We start from the raw sequence: 20,581 nt of genomic DNA on the forward strand, positions 1-20,581 counted from the left end.
GTGCAACGCGCTCCACACGCCCCGGGCACCGCGCTCCGGGCAGGGAGCGAGCGTCAGCGCTTGCGGGACTCCGCGACGAAGACCCCGCGCCCCGGACGCCCGACGAGCACGTCCTGTTGCCGCAGCTTCGCCACCGCACGGCTGATCGTGGACTGCGAGACGTCGTATTCGTCCGCCAGCACGCGCCCGGACGGAAGCTGTGACCCCGGCGGATAGGTCCCGTCCTTGATCTTCTTCAGAAGATCGTCGAGCAGCTCGTCCATCGTGGGCGGGATAGGCACGTGGAGCCCCTTGCAGTCGGTTGGCTCGCCCAGTATTGATCAGCCGCTTCGACGCAGGCAACGTATGTAGCGCGAGTGACGTAGGTGGGTAGATGACTCGAAGACGTGCTTGACATAGGTGACTCAGTATCGGTAGCGTCGCTCTCGGTGATGCGGTGCTGCTGCGGTCGGTTGGCGCCTCTCGTACCGGCCTCGCATCGCCGCCGAGATCCGACCCGTCGAGACCCCACTCGCCGCGCTCCACCGGCGCGGCCCTGCTGCCGTACCCCCCGGACGGCCGCGGGCGGGCGGTCTCCGCCGAACGCAACCGGCGGAGACCGCCCCTGCACGTCGATCCCATCCGACGAAGGGCAGCCACGTGCGCAACCAGACGAGAAGGCGGGAAGAGTCGCCGCAGCCCTGGCAGCTCCTCGAACAGTGCCGCCACCGATGAGCGACCGTTGGGTGATCCACCTGCCGATCACCGCGCCTGACCTGCTGCGCGCCCGGATCTTCGCGCGTACCGCCGCTCGGGTGTTGGTCCGGCTCAGCGCGCGGGTCGAGCCGGGCGGGGTGACCGTCTCTGCGGAGGACCAGCAGGGCGTACGACATTGGGTCTTCTGTGATCGGCCACTGCCCGGCGGCGCGCGGTTCGCCCTGCCGGTCGACCACCTCGCGCCCTGCGCGCGACGAACGCGTCAGCCCTGACCGGCGACGCTCACGGGGAGAAGCGGTCCACCAGCACTGCCAGCCGGCGGTCGTGGCCGGGGCGGCGGAGCCGGCCGCTGCGCATCAGCGTGACCAGTCCGTGCAGGCCGCTCCAGAACGTCTCGGTGAGCGTCTCCAGGTCGTCGTCCCCCGCCACTGGGCGCACCGTCTCGGCCAGTTCGGCGAAGCCTCGGGCCAGGTCCGTCGGGACGGCCTGGGTGGCGAACGGCAGGTCTACGGCGAGGGTGAACATCGCGTCGTAGATCGCGGGACGTTGCTCGGCGAACGCGACGTATGCCGCCGCGACGTCGGCGACCGCCTGCCGGGGAGTGGCGGCCGAGGCCCGGGCCGTGGCCAGGGCGTCGGCCAGCTCGGCGAAGCCCTCGACGGCTACCGCCGCCATGATGGCGTCCTTGCCCTTGAAGTGGCTGTAGAGGACGGGCTGGCTGTACTCGATCTCGGCGGCGAGTCGGCGGGTGGTCACCGCGTCCCAGCCTTCCGCCAGGGCCAGGTCGCGTGCCGCGGTGATGATCGCCTGTTCCCGTTCCGCCCGCTCGCGCTCCCGGCGTCCCTGTGTCGACATGACAGCAATCCTAGCAGCGCTAGCGTTCCTGTCGGCGCTCTGCTAGCGTCGCTCTCATATCTAGCAGCGCTAGGAATTGGAGCAGACTCATGCTGGCACCCCTCGCCTACGGGCTCGCCGTCGTACTCAGCCTCTTCGTCGCCTTCATCGGCGCGCGGTTCCTGCTGGTGCCCCAGGCCGCGGCCACCGGATACGGCGTGCCGGCCCGCCCGGACGGAGATCCCGCCTACCTGACGGTCAAAGGGCTGAAAGACCTCACCTTCGGCCTGCTCGGCCTCGCCCTGATCGCCTTCACGACCGCCGACGCGGTCGCGTGGTTCATGCTTGTCGTCGCGCTCGTCCCACTGGGCGACACCCTCATCGTGCTGCGGAACGGCGGGACGAAGGCCGTCGCCTTCGGCATCCACTTCGCCACCGCCCTCGTCGTCCTCCTGAACGCCGCACTGCTGTTCGCCCTCTAACCGGGCTCGGCCCAAACCTGACCCTGCCTGTCGATGGGTCACGACGTGGGGGGTGGGCAGCGGTCGGGGAGGGTGACCTCGCCGGGGCGGTGCTCGAAGGTGTCCATGGTGAACCACTCGTCCAGTTCCGGGTCGAAGAGGTTCTGCAGGCCGAACTGCAACACCTGCCACCACCGGGTCGGGTCGTGCTGGTCGACGTAGATGTCGCCGAGCGCGAGCGGGAACCGGAAGAACTCCCCCGGCACTGTGGAACCCCCGACCACCCCGACCCGCCAGTGGTCGACGTGCCGGTCCTGGTCACCCTGGAGGATCTCCGGCCCCACGTAGCGGGCGGTCTTCAGCTTGTCGTTGAAGATCTGCCGGTTGAAGAACCCCGGGATCTTGCTGCACGCGCGGGGCGGGAACAGCGGGATGTTCGGCCACCTGTAGGTGAGCGTGTAGAGCGTGTTCTCGTAGATCAGGTTCGTGAACCAGATGGGGTGGTCCGGGCCGCCGGCGGTCATCTGACTGTTGCCGTCCCGGCCCTGCCACGAGAACGGCACATCGATGCCCAGGTCACGCACGATGTACCGGCCGGTGCCCTGGAAGTCGGCAGGGAGCAGCGGTGGGCGCGGCTCGCGCGGTTCGGGAACTGTGGGGCCGTCGGCCTGGGCCGCGCGGGGCAGCGGTGCCGCCGCCGGGCCGGGCGCGACCACACCGAGAGCGAACAGGCCACCGGCGACCACCGACGCCAGTGTCCGACGTGTACGCCCCGACGCCATGTGTCCTCCGCCGATGAAAGTGTCAGATACCTTCGGCGAAGCGTAGGAGCAGGCGAAACGTGAGGATCGAAGGAACGAGCGGGCTCCACCGGAAGGGTGAAGCCGAAGGAGCCGGCGGAACGACCCGCCGGCCCCCGACCTCCAGTGGGCTATCCGGCCCCGCCGGCCCGGAACGCCACCCAGGCGTCGCTCATCCGGTCGGCCTGCCCGGCGGTGAACATGTTCATGCAGGAGTCCTGCGTGTAGTCCATGAAGTTGTGGATCGGGTCGAGCCCGGGCGCGGTGCAGGAGTCCGCGCCCACCGGGCAGTTGAACTGCGGCGCCGCCTCGCGCGGGGTGTCCGCCACGAAGTCGCCGGACGCGGAGCAGCCGTGCGCGAAGGTGTGCTCCAGCATCAGCCAGTGCCCGACCTCGTGCGTCAGCGTGTCACCCAGGGCGTACTTGCCGGCCGTGCCGCCCGGCATCGACTCGTCGAGCATCACCACACCGTCGATGTAGTCACGCCCGTTGTTGTAGCCCTTCGGGAAGTACGCCCAGCCGAGCAGCCCGTCGCCGATGTTGGCCGCGTACACGTTCAGGGTCCGCGAGTCGCCTGTGTACAGCGCCTTCTTCATGTCCCGCTCGTTCTTGCCAGGCACGACCGTGTACCAGGCGCTGTTCACGGTCCACGTCGTGTCGACGAGTGAGAACCGGAACGGGGTGTTGGAGGCGTCTCCCGCCGTGCGGCCCGCGAACGAGTCGTTGAGCACCGTCATCTGCGCGGCGATCAGGGTGTTCCACCTGGTCGTCTCGGCTGCGGTGAGCGGATGGTCGGAGATCATGTGGAAGACCGTCGGCACCGTGACGCTGCCGTTCGCCAGGCGCGGCGCGTCCTTGATCACGCCGTAGGCGTTGGCTTCGTTCGTGGAGTACAGCTCCGGCTCCTGGGCGGTGGCGCCCTCGGCTACCCGGGCTGCGCTGTGCGCGTCGGCACCCGGCTCACACGCGGTGACGCCCGGGGAGGCGGTCGCGGGCGCGGCCGTGGCGAGGGCCCCGGAGGCACCGCCGGATGCCACTAACGTCGCGGCGGTGGCGGTGAGGACCGCCAGTCGGAAGGTCGGTCTTCTGCGCATCGGTGCACCTTTCGATGAGGGTGGCGGTGCGGGGTCGATGAGGTCGCTGTTCCGGTATGAGAACACGCCGACGGCATCGACAAAAGACCCTCTGAGCAGGGCAGATGGCGATGTAACGGAACCGGATCGGCCAGCGCTGTTTGGGCCGATCCGGTGGAGTTCAGAGGACCCGGGTCACCTGTTCGGCGGCGACGACCGCGTCCCGCCGCGCCGGGTCGAGGTTGGCGCTGATCACCACTGACGCGCCGGCCGAGAGCGGCGCGAGCAACCACTTCAGCGGCTGCTCGGTCTCGGCGGCGTCGACAAGCAGCCGGTCGCCGGCGCGCAGATCCAGCATCGTGGCGAACTCCTGGGCGAGCGCACCCCACTGACCGTAGGTGGTGCCGTCCGCGGTGGCCGGGTCCGACGGATGGATGGCGGTGTGGTCGGGTGCGCCGTCGCCGTGCCGGAGCACCTCGGCGGACCAGTCCAACCAGCCCAACGGCACGTCGTCCAGCTGCCCCGGCCCGGTGCCGACGAGGTAGCGGTGCGGCGCGTCCGGCACGTCCTCCAGCCAGTCGTCCTGCCGCTCCGGCGTCACGAAGACCGCGTCGAACGGCCGGTCACCGCCCGGTTCGAGCACCGCCAGGCCCGCGGTGGCACGCGGTCGGAACGACACCGCCAGGCCGGAGGCCCAGGCGCCCAACAACACCGCGGCGGTACGCCAGTGCGGCGGCAGCAGGACCGCTACGCGGCTGCCGGGGCCGAGCCCGCAGCCGTCCCGCAGCAGGCTCGCGCTGCGAGCCGCCCACTGGCCGACCTGCTGGGCGGTCAGGTCGACGCGCTCGCCGGTCGCCTCGTCGCGGTAGCTGAGCAGCGGACGCTCGGCCTCGACGGGCCGGGCCGCCAGGTCGGCCGTGACGGTTGGCTGCATCTCCACGCTCCCCGAGTCGACGTCGGCACCACAGTACTCAACGACTTTGGTCGCACCTGTCGTCGGCCGATGGCCGTATCGGCTGACCATGTGGCCCGCGCACGGTGCAGGGAACGATCCCCGAAACGCCGCCGAGGAGCGCCCATGCCGACCGGACCCGAACCCGTCACCGTCGGCCATCCCGCCACCGCCGACCGTCCGCCTCTGCGCCGACGGCTTCTGCCGGTCATCGCGTTGCTGCTGCTCGCGCCGTGGGCGGCGGAGTGCTCCTGGGGTGGCTTCGCCATCGACGACTTCCTCCCGGTGCTGATCTTCCTGGGCCCGATGTACGGCGGCGCGGCGATCCTCATCCGGGAGACCGCCCGGCACCTCGGCGCGGGCTGGCCGACCATCGTGCTGCTCGCCGCCGCGTTCGGCGTACTCCAGGCCGGGCTGGTCGACCAGTCACTGTTCAACCCCGACTACCTCGACGACACCCAGTACGCCGACACCCGTGCCGCCGCCGAGGCGACGCTGGTGCCGGGGCTCGAATTCAGCCTCCGGCAGGCGTTCGACTACGTCGGCAACCACATCGTGCTGACCATCTGCGCGCCGATCGTGCTGATCGAGTCGTTCCTCGGGCCGGAGCGGCGGCTGCGGCCGTGGCTGGGCCGGCCCGGTCTCGCCGTGGTCGGCGTGCTCTACCTGTTCGGCAGCCTGTTGATCTTCTCCGACAGCAGCGGCCGGAAGGACTTCCTGGCCAGCCCGCTCCAGCTGGCGTTCGCCGCCGTGCTGGTCGTCGCCCTGGTCGCGGTCGCAATGCTGCCCCGCTGGCGCCGCACGCGTCCGCGCCGCGTCCGTCGGGTGCCGCACCCGCTCGGGGTGGGTCTGCTCGTCGTTCTCGTTCGAATCGGCGGCGACCTGACGCCCGGCTGGCCGGGGGTGGCCATCGCGCTGGCACTCGCCGCCGCCGCCGGAGGGCTGATCGCGTACTGGTCGTCGGGCGTGCGCTGGGGGCAGCGGCACGTGCTCGTGGCTGGCACGGCGGGCCTGGTCACCGCCGCCGCGTTCGCGTACCTGGTGCCGCCGTACTCCCCGGCCTCCCCGGCGGCGGCCCTGGCCGGCGACGTCGCGGTCACCGTCATCACTGTCGCCCTGGTCGGCGGTGCCTGGTGGCGGCTGCGTGCTTCGCCCGCTGTTCACGTCGCCGCAAGCTGATGCTCCCCGACAGCTGTCAGCCTCCGTGCGGGTACGACCTAACGGAGGAAGTCCTTGACACTCAGAAGAGCATTCACCGCGCTCACCGCAGCCGGTGTCGCCGCCGCCAGCCTGACCGGGGCCACCCCCGCGTCGGCCGGCGCGCACCACCACCCGTCGCTCGCCTTCGACCGGGTCGCCACGTACCCGGTGTTCCAGAACCGTCCGGCCGGCGAGGATCCGACCACCGCGACGGTCGCCGAGATCTCGGCGGTCAGCGAGGACGGCCGCACCCTGATCCACACCGACGCGCTGGCCCGGCGCATCGGCTTCCTGGACATCTCCCGTGCCGACCGGCCGCGCGGCCTCGGCACGCTCTCCCTGGCCCAGCTCGGCGACTCCGAGGACGAGCCGACCTCGGTCGCCGTGGTCGGCAGGTACGTGCTGGTGGTGGTGAACACCAGCGCCAGCTACACCGCGCCGTCCGGCCGCCTCGACGTGATCGAGCTGGCCACTCGGAAGCGGGTGGCCAGCTTCGACCTGGGCGGTCAGCCCGACTCGATCGCGATCAGCAAGGACAAGCGGTACGCCGCGATCGCCATCGAGAACGAGCGCGACGAGGAGGCCACCCCGCCCGGCGGCGAGGAGGGCGACCTGCCCCAGGCGCCCGCCGGTTTCGTGCAGATCGTCGACCTGGCCGGGAAGTCTCCGGCCGGTTGGCGGCTGCGGCCGGTCGCGCTGACCGCTGCGGACGGCAGCGCGCTGCCCGCCCTGGCGCAGGCCGGTCTCGCCGCGCCGACCGACCCCGAGCCGGAGTACGTCTCGATCAACGGCCGCAACCAGTTGGCCGTGACGCTCCAGGAGAACAACGGCGTCGCCCTGGTCGACCTGCCCACCGGCCGGATCACCACGGTGTTCAGCGCCGGCACCGCCACCATCAGCGGTATCGACACCAGGAAGGACGGTGTCATCGACCTGACCGGCGGCATCACCGACGTGCCGCGCGAGCCGGACGCGGTGGCCTGGGTCGACGACCGCTATCTCGCCACGGCCAACGAGGGCGACTGGCACGGCGGCACCCGTGGCTGGTCGATCTTCGACAGCCGCAGCGGACGGGTCGCCTGGGACGCCGGCAACACCTTCGAGCGGCTCGCCGTCAGCTACGGGCTGCACAACGAGGACCGGGCCGCCAAGAAGGGCACCGAGCCGGAGGGCGTGGCCGTCGCCGAGTACGACGGGGTCCGGTACGCCTTCGTCGGTTCGGAGCGGAGCAACTTCGTCGCCGTCTACGACCTGAGCGACAGCACCCGGCCGGTCTTCAAGCAGGTGCTGCCGACCACAAACGGGCCGGAGGGGCTGCTACCCATCCCGTCGCGCGGGCTGCTCGCGGTCTCCAGTGAGGAGGACGACGCCGCTGTCAACGTTCGGGCCTCGGTGTCGCTCTTCCAGCTCGGCAAGGCCACCCCGACGTTCCCGAGCATCGTCTCCGGCACCGACCGGACCGGCGCCCCGATCGGTTGGGGCGCGCTCGGTGCGCTGAGCGCCGCCCCGGGCAAGCGGGACCAGCTCTACAGCGTCACCGACGCTGCGTACAGCCAGACCCGCATCCTCAGCATCGACGCGAAGCGGACCCCAGCCGTCATCACCGGCGCGCTGCCGGTGCGGGACGCGGCCGGTGCTCCGGTCGGGTACGACGCGGAGGGCATCTTCGCCCGCCCGCAGGGCGGCTTCTGGCTGGCCGTGGAGGGCGCCAAGGGCGCGGAGAACAAGCTGGTCCGGCTCGACGCGGCCGGGGTGACCCGCCAGACCGTTGCGCTGCCCGCCGAGGTCGCCGCCGGTCTCGGCAAGCAGGGCCTGGAGGGCGTCACCGCGACCACCGACCGGCAGGGCCGGGAGATCGTGTGGGTGGCGGTGCAGCGGGAGTTGAGCACCGACCCGGCCGGCGTCGTCCGGCTCGGCCGGTACGACGGCGCGGCGGGCACCTGGAGTTGGTTCGGCTACCAGTTGGGGGCCACCACCGTGCCCGGCGACTGGATGGGCCTCTCCGAGATCACCGTGATCGGTGACCGGCTCGCGGTCATCGAACGGGACAAGCTGAACGGCCCGGCCGCCGCAGTCAAGCGGGTCTACACGGTATCGCTGCCCGGTGCGGCGGCGACCGGCCCGCTGACAGTGCTGCCGAAGACGCTCGCCGTCGACGTGCTGCCCGCGCTGCGCGCCACCGACGGCTGGACACAGGAGAAGCTGGAGGGTCTGACCGTGGCCGGCAACGGCGAGGTGTACGCGATCACCGACAACGACGGGGTCCAGGACGCCACCGGCGAGACGGTGCTGTTGCGCCTCGGCTCCAGCCGCACGGTCTTCGGCCGCCGCTGATCCGGCGGCCGACTCGGCCCGGCGTCCACAAGCGTGGACGCCGGGCCGCGCGGTTGCTACTCCTTGACCATCACGACGTCGGTCGGGCGTTCGACAGTCACGGCGGTGCCGTAGTCGAACAGTTCCAGGGTCGAGTGGGACGTCCCCGTGTCGAGGCGGCCCTTCGCCGTCGACTGCCAGGTGAAGGTGAGCGCCACAGTCGCGATCCGACCGTCGCGGTCCAGCGTGACGTCACCGGTCGTGTTGCTCGACCCGTCCCTGCTGTTCTCGGCATAGCTGAAGTGCAGCGAGCCGTCCGGGTTCTCGGTGACTGTCGCGTTCTGCCGCTTCAACGCCGCGAACAGGGCGGCCGGGTCGGGCTCGGCGGAACCCAGCACGTCGTTCCCGTCGCCGTGCAGGGAGAGCCGGTCGTACGTGCCCGGGTACTGCCCGTACCGGCCGTACGTCTCGCCCGGGCCCTTGTCGTCCGGCAGCGGGCCCAGCGGGCGTTCGCCGCCCTGGTACCGGGTGCCGTTGATCAGCAGTTCGGTCATGACCGAGTCGTCCTGAGGGGCCCGGACGTAGCCGGTCGCCGTCCTCGGGTCGAACGCGCCCTCGTAGGTCAGCCCGCCCGGGCCCGAGTTGGTCAGCCGCATCCGGTAGCTGATGTTCTCACTGGCGGCGGCGGCCGAGACCAGCCGCATCGCCGGCGAGGCCAGCTCCGGCGGCGCGGCCTGGGTGGTGACGCCGGAGCGGCCCGCCGGGGACATCGTCGGGACGGTCAGTGCGGTGCCGACGCCCAGCGCCAACAGCGCGCACGTGCTGCCGACCAGCGCGGTGGTCCGGCGTCGCCGAGCCCGTCGGCCGCGCTCGATCAGCGCACCCACCGGGGGTACGGAGTCCGTCTCACCGTCGACGATGTCGTGCAGCCGATGGGCGAGACGGTCATCGATGTTGTTCATGACTATCACCTGCTTACCGAGTCGAAGGATTCCTCAAGGAGGTGGCGCAGTCTGCCCAGCGCGCGGGCGTTCTGGCTCTTGACGGTGCCGAGCGAGCAACCCAGCACCTGGGCGACCTCGCGCTCGCTCAAGTCCTCGTAGTGGCGGAGCACCACCACCGCTCGCTGTTTGGCCGGCAGTGACATCAGCGCCCGGCGCAGCACGATGGCGTCCGGGCCGACGCCGTCGGCCGCGGCGGCCCGGTCGGGGACGTCTGCGAAGAGGCTCTCCCGGCGACGTCGCCGCCACGCCGAGGTGTGGTTGTTGACCAGGGCCCTGCGCAGGTAGGCGTGCGGGTCGCCGAGCCGGGACAGCCGCCGCCACCGCTCGTAGACCTTGACCAGGCTGTCCTGGAGCAGTTCCTCGGCCCGCCACCGGTCGCCGCTGAGCAGCATGGCCAGCCGGATATGTCGCTGCCACGCCACCTCGACGAACGCGACGTAGGACCGGTCCGCCGCGGACAGTGGTTTCTGTTGGTCGGTCACGCGCCTTACACGCCGCGGGGTCACCGAAGGTTGTCAGGCCGTGGGCAGTTCCGGGCCGCCGTCGAGCAGGGGGCCGAGCAGGTCGTCGTACTCCTCGACCCGGGCCAGAACGTCGGCGGCGGTGAACTGGCGGACGGCCGGTTTCCGGCCGCGCGCGCCGGCCTCGACCTCGTCCCAGGTCAGCGGCGTCGACACCGACGGCACCGACTGGGCCCGCAGCGAGTACGGCGCCACTGTGGTCTTCGCCGCGTTGTTCTGGCTCCAGTCGATGAAGACCTTGCCCGGTCGGAGGTTCTTCGCCATCTTCGACACGATCAGCTTCGGGTGGGCCTTCTCCAACTCCTGGGCGATCCGCCGGGCGTAGTCGGAGACCAGGTCGGACGGCTGGGTGCCGGCGATCGGGCAGCAGAGCTGCATGCCCTTCTTGCCGGAGGTCTTCGGGTACGACTCGATGCCGTCGTCGGCGAGGCGGTCGCGCATCAGCACCGCCACCGGGCAACACTCGGCGAGCCCGGCCGGCGGTCCCGGGTCCAGGTCGACGACCATCATGTCCGGGTGCTCGCCCACCTTCCACTGCGGTGTGTGCAGCTCCAACGCGGCCAGGTTGGCCAGCCAGACCAGGGTGGGCAGGTCGTCGGCGACCACGTAGTCGATGGTTTCCCGGCCCTTCGTCGACCCGGGCGCGGGCAGGTTCTCCACCCGCACCCAGTCCGGGGTCGCGGCCGGCTTGTTCTTTTCGAAGAACGACTTGTCGTCCACCCCGTTGGGGAACCGGATCCGGGTGAGCGGCCGGTCCCGCAGGTGCGGCAGCAGCACCGGGGAGATCCGGGTGTAGTAGTCGATCACCTCACCCTTGGTGAACCCGGCCGCCGGGTAGAGCACCTTGTCCAGGTTGGACAGCTCAAGCGCGCGACCCTCGACGTCCACCCGTAGCCGCTCAGCTGGCATCGTCGACCTCCTCCGGAGGCTTGTCCGGGCGCAACCGCAGCACCCGGGGGAAGCGCAGCCGGCCGTCGGGGGTGCGCTGGCCGTACTTCACCTCCACCACCACCTGGGGTGTTACCCAGATGGCGCCCCGCGCATCCTCGCGCGGCATCCCCGGCGCGAACGGTGACACGCCGGAGCGCAGCGGCTCCAGCTCGGCGAGAAGCTGCCGCTCGATGGCCGCGCCGATGCCACCGCCGACCCGACCCCGGTAGATCAGCCGGCCGTCCGGGCCGGGCACCCCGACCAGCAGCCCGCCGATCCGGCGCGCACCCGGCCGCCAACCGCCGATGACGAAGTCGCCGGTCACCTCCAGCTTGACCTTCACCCAGTCCGGCGAGCGCACCCCCGGGCGGTAGACGGCCCCGACCCGCTTGGCCATCACACCCTCCAGGCCGTGCTCCCCGGCCGCCTCGTAGGTGGCCGGCCCGTCGGCGAACATCGGCGGCACCGCCCACCGGGGGCCACCGAGCGCGAGCGCGTCGAGGGCCTCCCGGCGGCGCTCGTACGGCCACCCGGTCAGGTCGTCACCGTTGAGCCGGAGCAGGTCGAAGATCATGTACGTCACCGGCATGACAGCTGCCAACCGGGCCGCCTTCGCCCGGTCCCGGACGTGCATCCGCTCGGCCAGCGCGGTGAACGACGGCTGCCCGCCCTGGCCGAGGAGCACCACCTCACCGTCGAGCAGCGCATCGTCGACCTGCTCGGGAAGGGTGGCCAACTCCGGGTACGCGGCGGTGATCTCCACGCCGGAGCGGGCATACAGATGCTGACCGCCACCTGAGATGTCAGCCAGAGCGCGGACGCCGTCCCACTTGAACTCGTAGGCCCAGCCGTCACCCGCCGGGAGCGGCCCGGTCATCGCGAGCATCGGCTTGAGCGGCGCGCCGGGCACGACCCGACTGTAGTAGCAGGGCGAACACCTCGCGTCCGGTTCATTCGGATGCGAGCATGGTCGATACCGGGGAAGGGAGCGCAGGATGCGTGCCATCTGGAAGGGAGCCGTGTCGTTCGGGCTCGTCTCGATCGGGGTGAAGCTCTACTCGGCCACCGAGGAGAAGGACATTCGGTTCCACCAGGTGCACCGCGAGGACGGCGGTCGGATCCGCTACAAGCGCACCTGCTCGGTCTGCGGCAAAGAGGTCACCTACGACGACATCGCCAAGGGCTACGACATCGGCGGCGGCGAGATGGTGATCCTCACCGACGAGGACTTCGCCGACCTGCCGCTGACCAGCTCGCGCGCCATCGACGTGCTGGAGTTCGTGCCGGCCGAACAGGTCGACCCGATCCTCTACAACAAGGCCTACTTCCTCGAGCCGGAAGGCGCGGCGACCAAGCCGTACGTGCTGCTGCGCGACGCGCTGATCGACTCGGAGCGGGTGGCCATCGTCAAGGTGGCGCTGCGCCAGCGGGAGCAGCTGGCCACGCTGCGGGTCCGCGAGGGTGTGCTGCTGCTCAACACCATGCTCTGGCCGGACGAGATCCGTACCCCCGACTTCGGTTTCCTCGACGAGGACCTCAAGGTGCGCCCACCGGAGCTGGCCATGGCCAGCTCACTGATCGACTCGATGACCGGCGAGTTCGAGCCGGACGTCTTCACCGACGACTACCGGGCCGCGTTGCAGGAGGTCATCGACGCCAAGGTGGAGGGTCGGGAGGTCGTCCAGCCGGAGGAGGTCGAGGAGGCCCCGGCGGCTGCTGTGGACCTGATGGCCGCGTTGAAGGCCTCGGTGGAGCGGGCCAAGGCGGCACGCGGCGAGCAGCCCACCCGTGGCGGTGGCGGCGGTGGTGGCGAACCGACGCCCATCTCGTCGGCCCGGTCGGCGCAGAAGGCAGCCGAGAAGAAGGCGGCCAAGGCACCCGCGAAGAAGACGGCGGCGAAGAAGACGGCCGAGAAGAAGGCGGCCGAGCCGGCGAAGAAGACCGCCGCCAAGAAGACCCCCGCGAAGAAGGCGGAGCCGGCGAAGAAGACCGCCGCGCGCAAGACCGCACCCCGCAAGAGCGCCTGACCGTACGGCAGCGGCGGCGGTGTCCGCCTCGCCGGGTACGCTCCGCCGGCCGCTGGCGACCGGAGGAGCCCCCATGCCGTACACCCCTGATCTGGACCGGTTGCTGACGCCCGGCGCCCGCTTCACCGACCAGCACGGCGCGTACCTGATCGAGGCCCACGCGGCCGGCGACGTCGTGCTGCCCACCGGCCAGGTGGTCGGGTGTGACCCGCTGGTCTGCCCGGAGGCCGAGCCGTTCACTGTCACGGTGCCGCCGGGGCGGTACGCCGCCCGCGCCTGGGTGGCCGTGGTGCTCCGGGAGGACGCCGAGGTGGACCGGCGGGTGGCCGCGTTTCAGCTGGTGGTCTCCGACGAGCCGACCACCCGCTGGGAACCGGCAGTCGCTGGCGACCAGGACGTCGCCACGCTCGGTGCGGACGACTACTTCGGGTACGGGGTGGACGCTGGCGCCGGCACCCTCGCCGACCCGACAGCGCTCAGTGTCCTGGAAGGCTGGGACTACGACCGGGTCGAGCAGGTCTTCATCCCCGACAAGCTGCCCTCCTCCCCGGTCCCGGGGTTGATCACCGCTGTCCTGGACGAGGCCAGCGGTGCCAACGTCGTCACAGTGACCACCGGTTGGGGCGACGGCTGCTACGGCACCTGGATCGGCCGTGCCGCCGACGGCCGGGTCACCTCGTTCGTGACCGACTTCATGGTCGTCCCGGAATAACCGCCCGGGAAAGCCCCGGAACTGTCGCACTGGGCGATCCGGGGCGTCCGCGGCGGGCACGGTAGGCCGCGGTGCGGGTACCGTGTGCGTCGGCTTTCCCCCCGGCACCGGGTGCCGGCCACACTTCGCAGCAGGGAGTCGACGACGTGAGCGAGCGGACGCAGCAGAAGGGCCCGGACCAGAGCCCGGCAACCAAGTCGGGGCGCCGCCTGGCCGCCCAGTTGGCGGAGAAGAAGGCCGCCGACGCGAGGCGGAAGCGCAACGCGTGGGCCAGCGGCCTCGCGGCCGTCGCCGTGGTCGGGGTGCTGATCGGCGTCTTCGTGACGATCGGCGGGGGCGACGACAAGCCCAAGACCCAGGCCGACGCGACCCCGTCCGCCTCCGCCCCGGCCCCCGACGAGGCCGGCGCGCCGCCCGCACCGCAACTGCCCGAGGGTGCCGACCCGGCGCTGGGCAGCAAGCCGACGGTGACGCCGGGCACTGGCGACCTGAAGAAGCTCACCGTCACCCCGCTGATCAAGGGCAAGGGCCCGGCCGTGCAGAAGGGCCAGAACATCACCACCAACTACGTGGGGGTGTTCTACAAGGACGGCAAGGAGTTCGACTCCTCCTGGAAGGCCGGGCAGCCGGCCACCTTCCCGATCGGCGTCGGCCAGGTCATCCCCGGCTGGGACCAGGGCCTGGTCGGCGTGACAGTGGGCAGCCGGGTGCAGCTCGACATCCCGGGCGAGCTGGCGTACGGCAACGACGAGGCCGCCGCCGGTGGACGTCCGACCGGTCCGCTGCGCTTCGTGGTGGACGTACTCGCCGCCCAGTGACCTGTCCGGGTCGTCCCGGTTGTCGCCGGGTCGCGATGGAGTTGTTCACATGGGGCTTCCGGCCCGTCACCCAGCGGCAGTAGGTTCGGCGTCACCCCGGGCGGTTCGCCGCCCGGGGTGAGCATCCGGAACCGGGACGCGGAGGTGCATGTGACGGCGCTGGACGAGCCTGGGCGGACCGCCCGGTCGATGTGGGCGTACTTCGAGCCGGTGCACGCTGTCACCTACCTGCACCCCCGGGCCCGGGCCGCGTACGAGGCCGTCGGGCTGCGCGGCTACTGGCGCGGTTACTTCGCCGGACGGGCGGCGCCGCTGGGAGCCGTCGAGGCGGCCCCGGTGATCGCCGCCTTCTTCAACTTCGCGCCGCCGATGGTGGCCCGCGCACTGCCTGCGGTGTGGCGGTTGGCCACCCCGCAGGAGGCGCTGCGGGCCCGTCTGACCGGTGCCGTGCAGGCGCTCGCCGAGCTGACCTACGAGCTACCCGAGTCGCACCTGGTGGAGGCCGCCGACCTGCTGGAGCGGGCTGCCTCGGCGGCGCAGACCGCCGGCCGGGTGCTGGGCGCGGCGAACGCGGCCCTCCCGGCCGGCGAGTACCCGCTGGCGCGGCTCTGGCAGGCCGCCACCACACTGCGCGAGCACAGGGGGGACGGGCACGTGGCGGCGCTGGTGGCCGCCGGCCTGGACCCGGTGGAGACGCTGACCGGGCGGGTCGCGCTGGATGGTTCGTCGCCGCAGTACCTGCTGGGCCGGGGCTGGTCCGAGGAGCAGTGGCACGCCGCCCGGAAGCGGCTCACCGAGCGGGGTTGGCTGACCGGGGACGGCGCGGCCACCGAACACGCCAGGGCCGGCTTCCAGGCCGTCGAGGACGCCACCGACCGGGCCGCCGCGCACCCGTGGCAGGCGCTCGGCCCCGCCGACACGGACCGGCTCCGGGAGCTGCTGGAGCCGATCGCCCGGTCCGGCCACACCCTGTTGCCCGAGGGCAGCCCGCTCGGTCTGCCCGCGCTGCCCGGCTGACCGGACGCCCACTGGTCGGGCAGGATGGGCCCGTGACTGATGCGGTGGTCTTCGACCTGGACGGCGTGATCGTGGATTCCGAGCCGGTGTGGGAGGAGGTCCGCCGGGCGTACGTGGCGGAGCACGGCGGGACGTGGCAGCCGGACACACAGCGCCGACTGATGGGGATGAGCACCGGCGAGTGGGCCCACTACCTCAGCGGTGAGCTGGGCGTCGACCGCACCGCCGAGCAGGTCGCCGTCGAGGTGGTCGAGGAGATGACCCGACGCTACCGGGAGCACGTACCCCTCATCGACGGCGCCGACCAGGTCGTCCGCCGGCTGGCCGCGCGGTGGCCGCTCGGGTTGGCCAGCTCGTCGCCGACCCGGCTGATCGAGGCGGCGCTGGCGGCGACCGGCCTGACCGACGCGTTCGGCGCGACCCTCTCCACCGAGCAGACCGAGCGGGGCAAGCCGGCACCGGACGTGTACCTGAGCGTGGCGCAGCGCCTCGGCGTCGACCCGACGCGGTGTGCGGCGGTGGAGGACTCGTCCAACGGGGTGCGTTCCGCCGCGGCGGCGGGGATGTGGGTGGTGGCGGTGCCGCACGGCTCGTACCCGCTCGACCCGGACGCCGCCGGGCTGGCCGCGGTGACGCTGAACGCGATCGGTGAGCTGACCCCGGAGCTGGTGGACGAGCTGGGTTGACAGGGGTCGAGCGGGGTAGAGACCACGGATGAAGGCCATCGTGTACGAGCGCAACGGCGACCCTTCGGTGCTCAATCTGGTCGACCGGCCGGTGCCGGAGCCGGGTGCGGGCGAGGTCCTGGTGCGGATGGCGGTCTCCGGGGTCAACCCGACGGACTGGAAGTCCCGCCGCAACGCCCCGCCGAACGGGTGGCAGATCCCCGGTCAGGACGGCGCGGGGGTGGTCGAGGCGGTCGGCGAGGGGGTCGACCCCGACCTGATCGGTGAGCGGGTGTGGGTCTGGGAGGCCGCCTGGCAGCGGCCGTGGGGCACGACGGCGGAATACACACTGGTGCCGGTCCGGCAGGCGGTACGCCTCGGTGCCGCCCCGTTCGAGCTGGGTGCGGCCCTGGGCATTCCGTTCCTCACCGCGCACCGCTGTCTGACCGCTGGCGAGTTCATGCCGGAGACGCTGCGGGCCGGCGCGTTGGCGGATCACACGGTGCTGGTGCAGGGCGGCGCGGGCGCGGTCGGCAACGCCGCGATCCAGCTCGCCCGGTGGGCCGACGCCACGGTGATCGCCACTGTGAGCAGCGCGGAGAAGGCGCAGCTCGCGGCGTCGGCCGGCGCCTCCTTCGTGATCAACTATCGGGAGCAGGACGTGGTCGAGGAGGTCCACAAGATCGCCCCCGACGGGGTGCACACGATCGTGGAGGTGTCCCCCGCCCGCAACGCCTCGATCGACGTGCAGGTGCTGCGGCACGGCGGCGCGGTCTGCATGTACGCCGACAACGGTGGGGACGAGGTGAGCATCCCGATCCGGGCGATGATGGCCCCGAACGCCCGCTGGCAGTTCGTGCTGGTCTACACGGAGCCGAAGGGGGCCAAGGCGCAGGGCGTGAAGGACGTGGCCGCAGCGGCCAGCCAGGGTGGCATCCGGGTCGGCGCGGACGCCGGCCTGCCGCTGCACTACTACCCGCTGGCCGAGGCGGCCGCGGCGCACCAGGCGGTGGAGGACTCGACGGTGGGCAAGGTGCTCATCACCACCAGCGACGCCTGATCGGGTCGCTGATCGCCCGATTTCCCCGTCAGCAGGACAGAGGCGAATAACTTTCGCAACAATGACGGTGCGGGGTCACCCCGTGTGGAGCGGGCGGCCCCGGCGCGGTGCGAACGCCGGGGCCGCCCCTGGGGAGGGTTCAGGAGTACTCCCGCCCCAACAGGCGACAGTGCCGGGGAAAACGTTACGGGGCTGTCAGCTCCCGGACAGTCAGCTCACCCCCGGCGTACCGCGAACGGACGACCTTCTTGTCGAACTTGCCCACGCTGGTCTTCGGCACCGTGTCGATGAAGGCCCAGCGCTCCGGCAACTGCCAGCGCGCCACCGACCCGGCCAGGAAGTCCCGCAACTCCTCGGCGGTCACCGAAGCGCCCTCCCGAACCACCACCGTGGCCAGCGGACGTTCGTCCCACCGCTCGTCCGGGACACCCACCACGCAGGCCTCCAGCACCGCCGGATGGGCCATCAGCGCGTTCTCCAACTCCACCGACGAGATCCACTCACCACCGGACTTGATCACGTCCTTGGCGCGGTCGGTCAGGTTGATGTACCCGTCCGGCGAGAGGGTGCCCACGTCGCCGGTACGCAGCCAGCCGTCGCGGAACTTCTCCTCGTCCGGGGCGTCGTCACCGACGTACCGGGCGGTCACCCACGGCCCCCGGACCTCCAACTCGCCCACCGCCGTGCCGTCGGCGGGCATCGGGTCACCCGACGGGCCGACGATCCGCGCCTGCACGCCCGCCGGCACCCGTCCCTGCGTGTAGCGGTAGCGCCACGCCTGCTCACCGGTGGCACCGGCGGGCGGACGCGAGACCGACCCCAGCGGGGACATCTCGGTCATGCCCCAGGCGTGGATGACGTCGATCCCGTGTCGCTCGTCGAACGCGTGCATCAGCGCCGGTGGGCACGCCGAGCCGCCGACGATCACCTCGCCGAGCGAGGAGGTGTCCACGTCGTGGGTGTCCAGGTAGGCCAGCAGATCGGTCCAGATGGTCGGCACCGCGCCGGCCAGTGTGGGCCGCTCGGCGGCGATCATCTCGGCGATCGGCGCGGCCTGGAGGAACCGGTCCGGCATGATCAGCGACGCGCCGGAGAGGAAGGCCGCGTACGGCAGGCCCCACGACATGGCGTGGAACATCGGCACGATGGCCAACTCGCGGTCGGTCGGCCCGAGACCGAAACCCTCCGGCATGCAGACCTGCAACGAGTGCAGGTAGATCGACCGGTGCGAGTAGGCCACGCCCTTCGGGTTGCCTGTGGTACCCGAGGTGTAGCAGAGCGCCGCCGCGTCGCGCTCGTCCACCTCCGGCCAGTCGTACGTGTCCGGCCGGTCGGCGAGCAACGCGTCCCAGTGGTGCACGGTGATCCGGTCGCCGGCAGCCGCCACCAGCGGCGCCGGGTCGCCCCCGCCGACCACCACGACGTGCCGCACAGTGGTCAGCTCACCGATCACCCGGGCCAGCAGCGGGATGAGCGTGCTGTCGACGAGCACCACCCGGTCCTCGGCGTGGTTGGCGATGTAGACGACCTGGTCGGGGAAGAGCCGGATGTTGAGCGTGTGCAGCACCGCACCCATGCTCGGCACCGCGAAGTAGGCGACCAGGTGCTCGTTGTTGTTCCACATGAAGGTAGCGACCCGCTCGTCGCCGGTCACCCCACACTCGTCGCGCAGCCCGTGTGCCAGCCGGGCGGCGGCCCGGCCCACCTCGGCGTACGTCATCCGGCGGGGCTCGGCGCCCGTCCAGGTGACCACCTCGGCCGTGCCGTGCACCAGTGCGCCGTGGTCGAGGATCCGGGAGATCTGCAGAGGGGCGTCCATCATCGTGCTACGCATGGGTAACAAGCTAGTGTCGGCGGTCACACGTTGGGAACCCCCGTAAGTTGTCGCAGGTGAGCATCTCCTGGGCCGACTCATATGTGGGGCAGTTGCGCGCGCTCGCCGGGGACCGGACGCTGATGTTCGTCGGCGCCCGCGCCGTGGTCAACGACGACGCCGGACGCATTCTGCTGATCAAACGCTCGGACAACGGCCAGTGGGCCATGCCGGCCGGCGCGATGGAACTGGGCGAGTCGATCGCCGACTGCGCGGTACGCGAGGTCCGTGAGGAGACCGGGCTACGCGCGCTGCGGGTCTGCGCGTTCGCCCTCTACACCGGCCCGGACCGGACGAGCACCAACATGTACGGCCACACGTACCAGGTGTTCACGACGGCGTTCAAGGTGGAGGAGTGGGACGGGCAGCTGGCCCGGGTCACCGACGAGACCACCGACGCCGGCTTCTTCGCCCGCGACCGGTTTCCCGCCCCACTCTCCACCTCGGTCATCGAGACCCTTGCCGACCTGGACGTCTTCGAGCAGACGAACCGGCTCATCCTCAAGTAGGGCGGGCCCCGGAGCCACCGGCCCCGGGGCCGCGCCTCACTGGGGCAGTCGGAGTCCGGCGAAGAACCCTTCCTGGATCCAGTTCGGGTACGCGACCGGCAGCTTGGTGGCCTCGTCCAGCTCGGTGAGGTCCTGCTCGGTCAGCGTGAGATCCGAGGCGGCGATGTTGTCGACCAACTGCTCGTGCTTGCGGGCACCGACGATCACGCTGGCCACGGCCGGTCGGGACAGCAGCCAGGCGACCGCCACCCGGGCCGGGCTCACCTCGTGCCGCTCGGCGACGCCCTTGAGCACGTCGACCACCCCGAAGGCGTGCTCCGGATCGAACGGGGTGAAGCTGGCGTAACCGGGTTGGGCGGTGCGCGCGCCACTGTCGGCGACGGCGCCGTCCCGGCTGACCTTGCCGGAGAGGAAACCACCGGCGAGCGGGCTCCAGACGGTCAGCCCGACACCCTCGTTGAGCGCCATCGGCACCACGTCGCGCTCCACGTCCCGGCCCAGCAGCGAGTAGTACTCCTGCACCGAGACGAACCCGGCCAGCTTCTCCCGGGCGGAGATGCCCAGCGCCTTGGAGATCTGCCAGGCCGCGAAGTTCGCGGCGCCGATGTAGCGGACCTTGCCCTGCCGCACCGCGTCGTCGAGCGCGCGCAGCATCTCCTCCATCGGAGTGATCTGGTCGAAGTTGTGGATCTGGTACAGGTCGATGTGATCGGTGCCCAGCCGGCGCAGGCTGTCCTCCAGGTTCTGCATGATGTGCAGCCGGGAGGTGCCGACGTCGTTCGGGCCGGGGCCGGTGCGGGAGTGCACCTTCGTCGCCAGCACGACGTCGCGACGCCGCTTGCCGAGCGCCTTGCCGAGCAGCTCCTCGCTCTCGCCGTCGCTGTAGCCGTCGGCGGTGTCGACGAAGTTGACGCCTGCGTCCAACGCGGTGTCCACCAGCCGTTGCACCTCGGGCAGCGCCAGCCCACCGAGGGTGCCCCAGAGCGGGTGGCCGCTGCCGCCGAAGGTCATCGCGCCGAGCGAGATCTCCGAGACGTACACCCCGGTGCTGCCCAGCAGTCGGTACTTCACGTGTGTTGGCTCCTCGTGGTGGGTCGGAGGCCGAGGTCAAGGCCT

At 71.3% G+C, this 20,581-nt stretch carries 22 protein-coding genes; 11 read left to right on the forward strand and 11 right to left on the reverse strand.

Annotated features, from left to right (window positions below):
- Nucleotides 1-53: 53 nt before the first annotated feature.
- On the reverse strand, nucleotides 54-263 hold the full coding sequence (locus tag OH804_RS25760) for a winged helix-turn-helix domain-containing protein (RefSeq protein ID WP_196920742.1): 210 nt from the start codon (nucleotides 261-263) through the stop codon (nucleotides 54-56).
- 447 nt (nucleotides 264-710) lie between these two features.
- On the opposite strand from OH804_RS25760, the gene OH804_RS25765 reads away from it, so the two are divergent.
- The gene (locus OH804_RS25765; RefSeq protein ID WP_406060032.1) at nucleotides 711-968 is read left to right on the forward strand and encodes a hypothetical protein; all 258 of its coding nucleotides are present in this window, start codon (nucleotides 711-713) and stop codon (nucleotides 966-968) included.
- 10 nt (nucleotides 969-978) lie between these two features.
- Here the strand turns inward: OH804_RS25765 and OH804_RS25770 are convergent, their stop codons facing one another.
- The gene (locus tag OH804_RS25770; protein ID WP_406060034.1) at nucleotides 979-1,551 is read right to left on the reverse strand and encodes a TetR/AcrR family transcriptional regulator; all 573 of its coding nucleotides are present in this window, start codon (nucleotides 1,549-1,551) and stop codon (nucleotides 979-981) included.
- Nucleotides 1,552-1,640: 89 nt separating this feature from the next.
- Between OH804_RS25770 and OH804_RS25775 the strand changes: the two genes are divergently transcribed.
- Complete coding sequence (locus OH804_RS25775; protein ID WP_406060036.1) at nucleotides 1,641-2,012, forward strand: DUF4267 domain-containing protein; 372 nt, start codon at nucleotides 1,641-1,643, stop codon at nucleotides 2,010-2,012.
- 38 nt (nucleotides 2,013-2,050) lie between these two features.
- Here OH804_RS25775 and OH804_RS25780 read toward each other — a convergent pair whose 3' ends face one another.
- The 3 genes from OH804_RS25780 to OH804_RS25790 all read right to left on the reverse strand — a co-directional run bounded on the left by OH804_RS25780 (nucleotide 2,051) and on the right by OH804_RS25790 (nucleotide 4,798).
- Nucleotides 2,051-2,737 carry a hypothetical protein gene (locus OH804_RS25780; RefSeq protein WP_406060038.1) on the reverse strand — a complete coding sequence of 229 codons (687 nt, stop codon included), beginning with the start codon at nucleotides 2,735-2,737 and terminating at the stop codon, nucleotides 2,051-2,053.
- A gap of 185 nt (nucleotides 2,738-2,922) precedes the next feature.
- Nucleotides 2,923-3,885 carry a zinc metalloprotease gene (locus OH804_RS25785; RefSeq protein ID WP_406060040.1) on the reverse strand — a complete coding sequence of 321 codons (963 nt, stop codon included), beginning with the start codon at nucleotides 3,883-3,885 and terminating at the stop codon, nucleotides 2,923-2,925.
- A gap of 160 nt (nucleotides 3,886-4,045) precedes the next feature.
- Nucleotides 4,046-4,798, reverse strand: coding sequence for a TIGR03089 family protein (locus OH804_RS25790; protein WP_406060042.1), 753 nt, complete (start codon nucleotides 4,796-4,798; stop codon nucleotides 4,046-4,048).
- A 144-nt stretch (nucleotides 4,799-4,942) separates the two neighbouring features.
- Here OH804_RS25790 and OH804_RS25795 point away from each other — a divergent pair, with 144 nt between their 5' ends.
- Nucleotides 4,943-5,995 carry a hypothetical protein gene (locus OH804_RS25795; RefSeq protein ID WP_406060044.1) on the forward strand — a complete coding sequence of 351 codons (1,053 nt, stop codon included), beginning with the start codon at nucleotides 4,943-4,945 and terminating at the stop codon, nucleotides 5,993-5,995.
- Between the two features lie 54 nt (nucleotides 5,996-6,049).
- Nucleotides 6,050-8,350, forward strand: a complete 2,301-nt coding sequence (locus OH804_RS25800; protein ID WP_406060046.1) for an esterase-like activity of phytase family protein — start codon at nucleotides 6,050-6,052, stop codon at nucleotides 8,348-8,350.
- Between the two features lie 56 nt (nucleotides 8,351-8,406).
- On the opposite strand, the gene OH804_RS25805 is transcribed toward OH804_RS25800, so the two are convergent.
- From OH804_RS25805 to ligD (OH804_RS25820), 4 genes are read right to left on the reverse strand one after another with little or no spacing between them, the layout of a single operon-like run.
- Nucleotides 8,407-9,291 (reverse strand): hypothetical protein, encoded by an 885-nt coding sequence (locus OH804_RS25805; protein ID WP_406060048.1) that lies wholly within the window; start codon nucleotides 9,289-9,291, stop codon nucleotides 8,407-8,409.
- Between the two features lie 5 nt (nucleotides 9,292-9,296).
- Nucleotides 9,297-9,815 (reverse strand): SigE family RNA polymerase sigma factor, encoded by a 519-nt coding sequence (locus OH804_RS25810; protein WP_406060050.1) that lies wholly within the window; start codon nucleotides 9,813-9,815, stop codon nucleotides 9,297-9,299.
- A 33-nt stretch (nucleotides 9,816-9,848) separates the two neighbouring features.
- On the reverse strand, nucleotides 9,849-10,763 hold the full coding sequence (gene ligD / locus OH804_RS25815) for a non-homologous end-joining DNA ligase (RefSeq protein WP_406060052.1): 915 nt from the start codon (nucleotides 10,761-10,763) through the stop codon (nucleotides 9,849-9,851).
- Nucleotides 10,753-11,694 (reverse strand): non-homologous end-joining DNA ligase, encoded by a 942-nt coding sequence (gene ligD / locus OH804_RS25820; protein ID WP_406060054.1) that lies wholly within the window; start codon nucleotides 11,692-11,694, stop codon nucleotides 10,753-10,755. Before ligD (OH804_RS25820) ends, ligD (OH804_RS25815) begins: the two co-directional genes overlap by 11 nt.
- An 85-nt stretch (nucleotides 11,695-11,779) precedes the next feature.
- Between ligD (OH804_RS25820) and OH804_RS25825 the strand changes: the two genes are divergently transcribed.
- The 6 genes from OH804_RS25825 (at nucleotide 11,780) to OH804_RS25850 (ending at nucleotide 17,083) form a co-directional block, all read left to right on the forward strand.
- Entirely contained in the window at nucleotides 11,780-12,811 is a 1,032-nt protein-coding gene (locus OH804_RS25825) for a Ku protein (RefSeq protein ID WP_406060056.1), read from the forward strand.
- A gap of 73 nt (nucleotides 12,812-12,884) precedes the next feature.
- Nucleotides 12,885-13,523 carry a DUF4241 domain-containing protein gene (locus OH804_RS25830; RefSeq protein WP_406060058.1) on the forward strand — a complete coding sequence of 213 codons (639 nt, stop codon included), beginning with the start codon at nucleotides 12,885-12,887 and terminating at the stop codon, nucleotides 13,521-13,523.
- A 146-nt stretch (nucleotides 13,524-13,669) separates the two neighbouring features.
- The gene (locus OH804_RS25835; protein ID WP_196920726.1) at nucleotides 13,670-14,341 is read left to right on the forward strand and encodes an FKBP-type peptidyl-prolyl cis-trans isomerase; all 672 of its coding nucleotides are present in this window, start codon (nucleotides 13,670-13,672) and stop codon (nucleotides 14,339-14,341) included.
- 189 nt (nucleotides 14,342-14,530) lie between these two features.
- Nucleotides 14,531-15,358: an SCO6745 family protein gene (locus tag OH804_RS25840; protein ID WP_406066667.1), complete on the forward strand. Its 828-nt coding sequence runs from the start codon at nucleotides 14,531-14,533 to the stop codon at nucleotides 15,356-15,358.
- A gap of 32 nt (nucleotides 15,359-15,390) precedes the next feature.
- Nucleotides 15,391-16,044 carry an HAD family hydrolase gene (locus OH804_RS25845; RefSeq protein ID WP_406060060.1) on the forward strand — a complete coding sequence of 218 codons (654 nt, stop codon included), beginning with the start codon at nucleotides 15,391-15,393 and terminating at the stop codon, nucleotides 16,042-16,044.
- A gap of 28 nt (nucleotides 16,045-16,072) precedes the next feature.
- A complete protein-coding gene (locus OH804_RS25850) occupies nucleotides 16,073-17,083 on the forward strand; it encodes an NADPH:quinone reductase (protein ID WP_406060062.1) in 1,011 nt (336 codons plus the stop codon).
- A 184-nt stretch (nucleotides 17,084-17,267) separates the two neighbouring features.
- On the opposite strand, the gene OH804_RS25855 is transcribed toward OH804_RS25850, so the two are convergent.
- Nucleotides 17,268-18,902, reverse strand: a complete 1,635-nt coding sequence (locus tag OH804_RS25855; RefSeq protein ID WP_406066669.1) for a fatty acid--CoA ligase — start codon at nucleotides 18,900-18,902, stop codon at nucleotides 17,268-17,270.
- 71 nt (nucleotides 18,903-18,973) lie between these two features.
- Here OH804_RS25855 and OH804_RS25860 point away from each other — a divergent pair, with 71 nt between their 5' ends.
- Nucleotides 18,974-19,465: an NUDIX domain-containing protein gene (locus OH804_RS25860; protein WP_030334282.1), complete on the forward strand. Its 492-nt coding sequence runs from the start codon at nucleotides 18,974-18,976 to the stop codon at nucleotides 19,463-19,465.
- A gap of 36 nt (nucleotides 19,466-19,501) precedes the next feature.
- Here the strand turns inward: OH804_RS25860 and OH804_RS25865 are convergent, their stop codons facing one another.
- Nucleotides 19,502-20,536, reverse strand: coding sequence for an aldo/keto reductase (locus OH804_RS25865; RefSeq protein ID WP_406060064.1), 1,035 nt, complete (start codon nucleotides 20,534-20,536; stop codon nucleotides 19,502-19,504).
- Nucleotides 20,537-20,581: the final 45 nt, after the last annotated feature.

The organism is Micromonospora sp. NBC_00860, assembly GCF_045207375.1.
Lineage (GTDB): Bacteria > Actinomycetota > Actinomycetes > Mycobacteriales > Micromonosporaceae > Micromonospora > Micromonospora vinacea.

Coding starts and splice junctions, on each gene's coding strand:
- OH804_RS25850 (WP_406060062.1), top strand. CDS start 16,073: ATGAAGGCCATCGTGTACGAGCGCAACGGCGACCCTTCGGTGCTCAAT.
- OH804_RS25760 (WP_196920742.1), bottom strand. CDS start 263: ATGGACGAGCTGCTCGACGATCTTCTGAAGAAGATCAAGGACGGGACC.
- OH804_RS25840 (WP_406066667.1), top strand. CDS start 14,531: ATGTGGGCGTACTTCGAGCCGGTGCACGCTGTCACCTACCTGCACCCC.
- OH804_RS25855 (WP_406066669.1), bottom strand. CDS start 18,902: ATGGACGCCCCTCTGCAGATCTCCCGGATCCTCGACCACGGCGCACTG.
- OH804_RS25830 (WP_406060058.1), top strand. CDS start 12,885: ATGCCGTACACCCCTGATCTGGACCGGTTGCTGACGCCCGGCGCCCGC.
- OH804_RS25825 (WP_406060056.1), top strand. CDS start 11,780: ATGCGTGCCATCTGGAAGGGAGCCGTGTCGTTCGGGCTCGTCTCGATC.
- OH804_RS25775 (WP_406060036.1), top strand. CDS start 1,641: ATGCTGGCACCCCTCGCCTACGGGCTCGCCGTCGTACTCAGCCTCTTC.
- OH804_RS25805 (WP_406060048.1), bottom strand. CDS start 9,291: ATGAACAACATCGATGACCGTCTCGCCCATCGGCTGCACGACATCGTC.
- ligD (WP_406060052.1), bottom strand. CDS start 10,763: ATGCCAGCTGAGCGGCTACGGGTGGACGTCGAGGGTCGCGCGCTTGAG.
- OH804_RS25765 (WP_406060032.1), top strand. CDS start 711: ATGAGCGACCGTTGGGTGATCCACCTGCCGATCACCGCGCCTGACCTG.
- OH804_RS25785 (WP_406060040.1), bottom strand. CDS start 3,885: ATGCGCAGAAGACCGACCTTCCGACTGGCGGTCCTCACCGCCACCGCC.
- OH804_RS25770 (WP_406060034.1), bottom strand. CDS start 1,551: ATGTCGACACAGGGACGCCGGGAGCGCGAGCGGGCGGAACGGGAACAG.
- OH804_RS25790 (WP_406060042.1), bottom strand. CDS start 4,798: ATGCAGCCAACCGTCACGGCCGACCTGGCGGCCCGGCCCGTCGAGGCC.
- OH804_RS25795 (WP_406060044.1), top strand. CDS start 4,943: ATGCCGACCGGACCCGAACCCGTCACCGTCGGCCATCCCGCCACCGCC.